We start from the raw sequence: 903 nt of genomic DNA, 5'->3' as shown, positions 1-903 counted from the left end.
AATTATTTGTTATGTATGCGGTTCATTTTATAGTGGTTTTATTTTAGGCAGCAGCCATTTTCGATTAGGTCGTCGCTATGGATTACCTTTGAGTCTTGTTGCCTTATTCATTTTTCTTTGTTGGCTATTACTTCCTTATTTTCCACGCTATGGATTATTATGGGCTTGTACAGCGATGGGCTTACAAAATGCGATGGTAAGCCATTATAAAGGAACCATTATTCGAACTACCCATCTATCTGGTGTTTTAACAGATATTGGTTTAGCACTTGGATATAAAGCCAGAGGCTTACCAGTAGAAAACCGACGTATTGTTTTACACTTACTTATTTTTACAGGTTTTCTATTTGGTGGGATACTCGCCGCGCTAGTACATCCGTATTTAAAGTTACAAGCATTTTTATTGCCAGCAACTTTAAGCTTAGTCTTAAGTATTTCTTACTGGGTAGTTTATCTCTATAGCCCTTCAACTTCACATAAGGATTAAGTCATGGTTAAAAATGCCTTACAAGCACAGCTACTAAAAGCTGGGTTAGTGGATAATAAAAAAGCAAAAAAACTAACAAAACAAGCTCACCATGAGCAACGTATCGGTCAAAGTGATGAACCAGCAATCAAAGCGAATATTGAAAAAGCTCAACAAGAAAAGTTAGCTAAAGATCAGGCTTTAAACTTAGAAAAACAACAACAACTTGAGGAAAAAGCCCTCAAAGCATCAATCATTCAAATGATTAAACATCATAAAATCTCAAATACTGATGGTGATAGTGTTTATCAATTTATTGATGAGGGTAAGATCAAGAAGGTATATATTTCTCAGCAAGTATATAATGCACTTGTTAGCGGTAGCTTAGTGATTGCTAAAGATCAAGATCAATACGCTTATTTGCCAAAAGCTTTAGC

2 protein-coding genes are annotated in these 903 nt (G+C 35.1%); both read left to right on the top strand.

The annotated features are described in order from the left end of the window. Positions 1-487: YoaK family protein (locus UC75_RS01945; RefSeq protein ID WP_228137019.1), on the top strand; the 487-nt coding region annotated here is incomplete at its 5' end. A 3-nt stretch (positions 488-490) separates the two neighbouring features. Next, the coding region (locus UC75_RS01940) for a DUF2058 domain-containing protein (RefSeq protein ID WP_049837329.1) at positions 491-903 on the top strand (413 nt) is incomplete at its 3' end.

This window comes from Acinetobacter sp. V2 (assembly GCF_001188385.1).
GTDB classification, from domain to species: Bacteria; Pseudomonadota; Gammaproteobacteria; order Pseudomonadales; family Moraxellaceae; genus Acinetobacter; species Acinetobacter oleivorans.
Note: the sequence above shows the minus strand (reverse complement) of the source record. Positions and strands in the feature narration are given on the sequence as shown.